Here is a 5666-nt window from a genome sequence, read left to right as displayed (position 1 = left end):
GAAGAAACAATAAGAAATTATATTGCGAACCAATTCAATGAAGAAAAGAACGACATATTCACGATTGAAGAGTGAGTTTAGTCAAAATTTAGTTTGCTTAAAGCATTTGGACTTGGAGAGGACTTCAGTCTTAAGAAACGACTTTAGTCGTAGACATTTTATGTCCAAATCCACCTGCTTTAGCAGGTGGTCGTTTAAGTGTTTTTAAAAATGGTGCACAGTCATGGTTAAACTCAGGTATTGGTACATTTCAGCCATCGGAGTTCATAAAGATTTTCTTGATGCTAGCTTTAGCTAAAATTAGGGAGCGTATCTTAAACTAATAAGGAATACAAGCGAAGAACCCCTGGAACTTAACCAAGGGTTCTTCGCTATTTTTTACTAGTAAACGATTAGTTTTGATAACAAGTTTCCTACTGGCAATTCATTACCCAGATTGGTTCATTGTGAAGATGATTGGTCAATAAATTTGAATCACATATCTTCGTTAATTAAATGTTAATTGTTACGTCACTTTTTTCTTTTAATGTTGAAATAAGCGACTCCATCTGCAACTGATACTCAATGTCAGAACGTACTTCTTCTAATGACGGTAGTTGAGATTCATCTTCTGTTGCATTTACTATTGCTTCGTCATAAAAGGCTTGAATTTCTTCGTCAGAAATCTCAATTTCTGTTACCTTTTGCTCGATGTACTTACTGCTCTTTACGTTTTTTTTAACATCATCTCGAAGCTCATCCATTTGTACGCCTTGAGCTTCTAATAGTTCTTGAAGCTGTTCCTCCGATTCAAGACCGTTTTGAGCCATAAGCTCAGAAATCCCATTGTCAATCTCTTCTTCAGTTGCTTCAAGCCCTTCGTTGCTTGCAGCGTCGGCAATAAGCTTCGAATTAATGATTTGGTCGAGTACTTGATCTTTGAGCTCTTCTAAATACTCTACACCTTCTTCACTTTCTAAATCAATACCTTGCATGGCAACTTGCATTGCTTGCTGTTCAATAGTAGTTACAAACATCTCTTTTTCAATATCTTCACCGTTGACGGTTGCAACAACATCAGGAATCTCTTCCGTATCAATCATTGATCCCATTGCTTGTTCAGGTTGCTCTACGCCTTCTGGGTGTTCAGACACAACTGGCTCTTCTTGAGTTGGATCCTGACCTTGAGTCGTATCCTCTTCTCCTCCACAAGCAGCTAGTCCAAATGCTAGTGCGCAAACACCAAACCCCATTACTAATTTCTTTTTCAAAGTAAACAAACCCCTTTCCCTTCTCAAAACATGTGGTTATTGTAACATGGAAATAACGATTCTTCAGTGGAAACAGACTCTCTAACATACTTCATTAGGACAGGAAAACTCAATTATGAAAACTTATGAGAAAGTAAACACACGCGTATTCTTGGTCTAAAAAGGTTAGGCATTCTAATCATGTTGTTGTTTGAAAAACTATGTAAATAAAGTAATTGGCTATTCCTCTATTGAATTACTCCTAGTTTTACAGAACCTTTCATACTAACTAACACCTTAAAATAGTGTAAATTCATTCCATTGATTGACCAAATGCACGTTCATTGATACCTACTGCTATTGGATATCCTATTTACTTACTTAAAGAGCTTGTTCAAAAAGGGCGGTTTTCCCTTTTTGAACAAGCTCTTTAACGGAAATCAATAAAATCCGGTAAAATTTTCATATAGCGTACAATTAGCTTATTTTGTGTTTCATAGCCAACACCGACACCTAAGATTAAGTCGAAAGTTATGAAAGATTAACTGGTTGCTTTTTAATGAAAGTGAACTTTTTATCATTGTTTATGATTTTTGGGACAAATTAAAAGTATCACTTTTCAAATAGGAGAGATTTGTCTTGTCTGAAATACCTTTGAACTTAGTGTTCGTCCTTTTCATCTTACTTATATTATCAGCGTTTTTCTCTTCAGTAGAAACTGCCTACTCAAGTGCCAATAAATTAAGATTAAAAAGCTACGCAGATGAGAATAGACCAGGAGGTGTGAAAGCCCTCTTTATCTCACAAAATTTTGATCATGCTCTTTCGACTATACTAATTGGAAATAATTTAGTGAACATTGCTGCTGCTACGATATCAGCACAGGTTGCAACGGAGCTATTTGGCGGGAATACAGGGCTTCTGATCAGTACGATAGTCATGACTATTCTTATCCTGATCTTTGGCGAAGTTCTGCCGAAATCATTAGCCAAAGAGAATGCTGAATTTTTAGCTCTTAGGGTTTCTCCCATATTACTTTTACTAATGAAACTTTTTACGCCGTTAACGTGGCTACTAGTTAAATTAAAACAAGTTATGACAAAGTTCGTCTCTAAATCAGAAGAAAGCCCTTCCATAACAGAAGAAGAATTAAAAGAAATGTTCACGATCAGTCAAGCAGAGGGTGTCATTGAACTGAATGAAAAAGAACTTTTACACAACACTCTGGAATTCAATGATACTAAAGTAGTGGGAGTTTTAACACCTCGCACAGATCTGATAGCGATTGATATCAATATGTCAATTGAAGAGATAACTACGATATTAGTAAGAGAAAGATTTTCTAGATTGCCCGTATATGAAAAATCAATTGATAATATTATTGGGGTATTGTCAGAGAGAGATTTTCTTACCCAGCTTGTTATAAAGAAAGAAATGGATCTAAGAAAATTAATTCGAAAACCCCTGTTTGTCGTTGAAACATTAGGCATTTCAACTCTCTTACCGATGTTACAAAAAGATCGAGTACATATGGCTGTTGTGATTGACGAATTTGGTGGAACATCTGGAATTGTTACTTTAGAAGATATTTTAGAAGAACTAGTTGGTGAAATTTGGGATGAACATGATGAAAAAGTTAATGAGACAAATAGGCTTGGTCCAAATGAATTTGAATTCTACGGGGATTTTCCTTTAGATGATTTTGCTAGAATGGTGCAAGTGGAATTGCCGGACAGTAGAAACCATACTCTTGGCGGGTGGTTAACAGAGGAGTTTCATTATGTACCGGTCGTAAATGAAGAGTTCACTTATGATGGTATAAAATTAATTGTCACTGAGGCAGAAGATAGAAGAATCATAAAAGTTAGGGTGGTTTTAAGAGAGGAAAAATCCTCACTCGAATAACGTAATATAGTCTGAATACCCAAAAATCAAAGTAAATTTATAGCAAAAATTTTAAGAGTGATTCGAGGTGATTTATAAAATTTATTGTGAAAGATTTAAGTGAAAAGAGCAAACTAGTTGTCATATTTCTATAAATCAATTATGATAATCTAAATAATTTAAAGGGGAGTAGCTGTACAATAAAGTCGACAGTCCGGGATAACATCCTCGGCTTTATTGGCAACATTAAAATGTTGTTAGCCAGACCTTTGCCATTGGTAGAGGTCTTTAGTAGTGTTTGGAAGATCTCTGCTTTCTTGGTGAGGGTCTTTTTTCTTACAACATTTTCATTCTAAAGGAGAAACGATTTTCGTTGTATACAACGTTGAACAAGATTTTTTGAGCTTTATTAATGATTGTCATGATTAAACACAGTTGAGTTCGATCATCACAATAGAGGACAAAAATCCTCCACGAGTTCAAATCAGTTCTACAACAAATATAAGTGTTCTAGCTATTTCAGTTACGACAAAGTTGAAGTAAGTGATCTTTGAGAAACGATTGTTTTGGTGAGCACTCATGCACATATTAGGTTTGAATATGTTAAGACAGGAACGTTTGCAGTAATGGTTGGTTTTATCATTGGTTCATTTGTTGCAATCTATCTTGGAATAACGGGAGACCGCTTTTTATTTTTTATCAGTGTCCTTGCTTTTTTGGCAGGTGGGCTTTGTGCATATTTATTAGTTACATCGAATTGAAAAAAACAGTAGTGAAATTAAATCATTAGTAATAAAATGTAAGTAATACTAATATGGAGTGTGATGTTTAGATGGACGATGTTCCCTCGAGTTTGATTGTGTTATTTATCGTGTTATTAGGTTTGTCTGCTTTTTTCTCCTCAGCTGAAACCGCATTTTCAAGTGTTAACAAAATCCGCCTTAGAAATTATGAGGAGGAAGGAAGGCGGGGGGCTAAGAAGGCTGTAGACATAGCTGAGAACTTTGATAAGACGCTTTCGACCCTTTTGGTTGGTAATAACCTTGTGAACATTGCTGCAGCTACACTTTCTTCACAAATTGCGATTCATCTGTTTGGCCCTAGTCTTGGAGTGTTCATTAGTACATTTGTAGTCACAATTTTAGTTTTAATCTTTGGCGAAATTATCCCGAAATCGTTAGCGAAAGAGTATGCGGAAACCTACGCGTTAAAAACTTCGGGAATCCTATTTTTGTTGATTCAGGTGCTCTATCCAGTAACTTGGGTGTTCTTACAAATTAAAAAGCTCGTTTATCTATTTTTGAGAAATAAAGAAAATACCCCATCTGTCACCGAAGAAGAAATAAAAATGCTCATACAAATTAGTGAAGATGAGGGTGTTATAGGAAAAAATGAAAAAGAAATGGTGCATCGTTCTTTGGAATTTGATGACATTATCGTTCAAGAAATCCTCAAACCGCGTCCAGATATGATTGCGGTTGAGGTCAACCAACCGGTTTCTGAAATCAAGGATGTTTTTTTAAAAGAACATTTTTCAAGAATACCAGTGTATGAGAGCAATGTTGACAATATCATTGGAATTTTGTCTGAGCGTGACTTTTTAACAGCTTATATTAAAGATGGCGAGAAGCTTGATGTAAAATCGTTAATTAGACATCCATTATTTGTCGTTGAATCTATGAAAATCTCTTCCTTGCTCCCAGAACTACAAAAGCAAAAGGTCCATATGGCGATTGTGGTTGATGAATTTGGTGGGACGTCTGGTTTGATTACATTAGAAGACTTATTAGAAGAGATTGTCGGTGAGATTTGGGATGAACATGATGTTAGTGTTAATCAGGTTAGAAAGGTCGGACCTTCTAGTTATGTAGTTAATGCAGATTACTCGATTGATGATTTTGCTCAGTTTGTTGATATTGATGCCCCAACTACCTCTAATCACACGTTAGGTGGATGGTTAATTGAAGAATTCCAACGTATTCCAAAAGTTGGGGAAGAGTTTTTATATCAAGATTTGATTTTAAAGATTGAGAAGGCTGAAGAAAAAAGAGTTCGCCAAGTTCATTTGAAAATCAATAAAAATTGTGATGAAGTTGAACAAAAAACAGCCATTTAATAGTAAACGCCCCTGTGAGCATGATTCACAGGGGTATTTGTTAATTATTGACAAACCGTCAAAATAAATAAAGGAGATAGAGCGATGGATAGTATGTCTGTCATATATATCTATAAGAGCTTGTTCAAAAAAGGGAAGACCACCCTTTTTGAACCTTTAGTATCCTCTCTCCTAATGGGAGTTGCAATGGCTTGACTCACTGCGCGTCTATCCGAGAAAACCACTCGGATCGACTTAAAACATTGCAGTGGCTTCGCTCATTGCTTCGAGCTTGTTCAAAAAGGGAAGACCACCCTTTTTTGAACCTTTAGGTGTGCCCGGCATGTCTAACAGCTAGGTGGTGAAAGTCCACTACAGGCTTGGCAGTGGGAACTGTTAGCGAATGGCAAGGGTGTCTAGGGTGACCTAGAATCTGAAGGAAGCCGGACGCAAAATCT

5 protein-coding genes are annotated in these 5666 nt (G+C 36.1%); 4 read left to right on the top strand and 1 reads right to left on the bottom strand.

The window, feature by feature from the left end; all coding sequences use genetic code 11:
- Positions 1 to 155 precede the first annotated feature (155 nt).
- Positions 156 to 323, top strand: a complete 168-nt coding sequence (locus LDX58_RS25260; protein ID WP_227940422.1) for an FtsW/RodA/SpoVE family cell cycle protein — start codon at positions 156 to 158, stop codon at positions 321 to 323.
- Between the two features lie 168 nt (positions 324 to 491).
- Here LDX58_RS25260 and LDX58_RS25255 read toward each other — a convergent pair whose 3' ends face one another.
- On the bottom strand, positions 492 to 1250 hold the full coding sequence (locus LDX58_RS25255; RefSeq protein ID WP_227940421.1) for a SurA N-terminal domain-containing protein: 759 nt from the start codon (positions 1248 to 1250) through the stop codon (positions 492 to 494).
- Positions 1251 to 1868: 618 nt separating this feature from the next.
- Between LDX58_RS25255 and LDX58_RS25250 the strand changes: the two genes are divergently transcribed.
- The 3 genes from LDX58_RS25250 to LDX58_RS25240 all read left to right on the top strand — a co-directional run bounded on the left by LDX58_RS25250 (position 1869) and on the right by LDX58_RS25240 (position 5229).
- The gene (locus LDX58_RS25250; protein ID WP_227940420.1) at positions 1869 to 3134 is read left to right on the top strand and encodes a hemolysin family protein; all 1266 of its coding nucleotides are present in this window, start codon (positions 1869 to 1871) and stop codon (positions 3132 to 3134) included.
- A 548-nt stretch (positions 3135 to 3682) separates the two neighbouring features.
- Positions 3683 to 3874, top strand: coding sequence for a hypothetical protein (locus LDX58_RS25245; protein WP_227940419.1), 192 nt, complete (start codon positions 3683 to 3685; stop codon positions 3872 to 3874).
- Between the two features lie 71 nt (positions 3875 to 3945).
- Entirely contained in the window at positions 3946 to 5229 is a 1284-nt protein-coding gene (locus tag LDX58_RS25240; RefSeq protein WP_227940418.1) for a hemolysin family protein, read from the top strand.
- Positions 5230 to 5666: the final 437 nt, after the last annotated feature.

It is taken from the genome of Alkalihalobacillus deserti, from assembly GCF_020734105.1.
Lineage (GTDB): Bacteria > Bacillota > Bacilli > Bacillales > Bacillaceae_D > Halalkalibacter > Halalkalibacter deserti.
The sequence above is the reverse complement of the archived record's forward strand: the minus strand, read 5'-3'. Positions and strand labels throughout refer to the sequence as shown.

What these genes read in the sequence shown, in the direction of transcription:
- LDX58_RS25240 (WP_227940418.1), top strand. Translation starts at nt 3,946, where the DNA reads ATGGACGATGTTCCCTCGAGTTTGATTGTGTTATTTATCGTGTTATTA.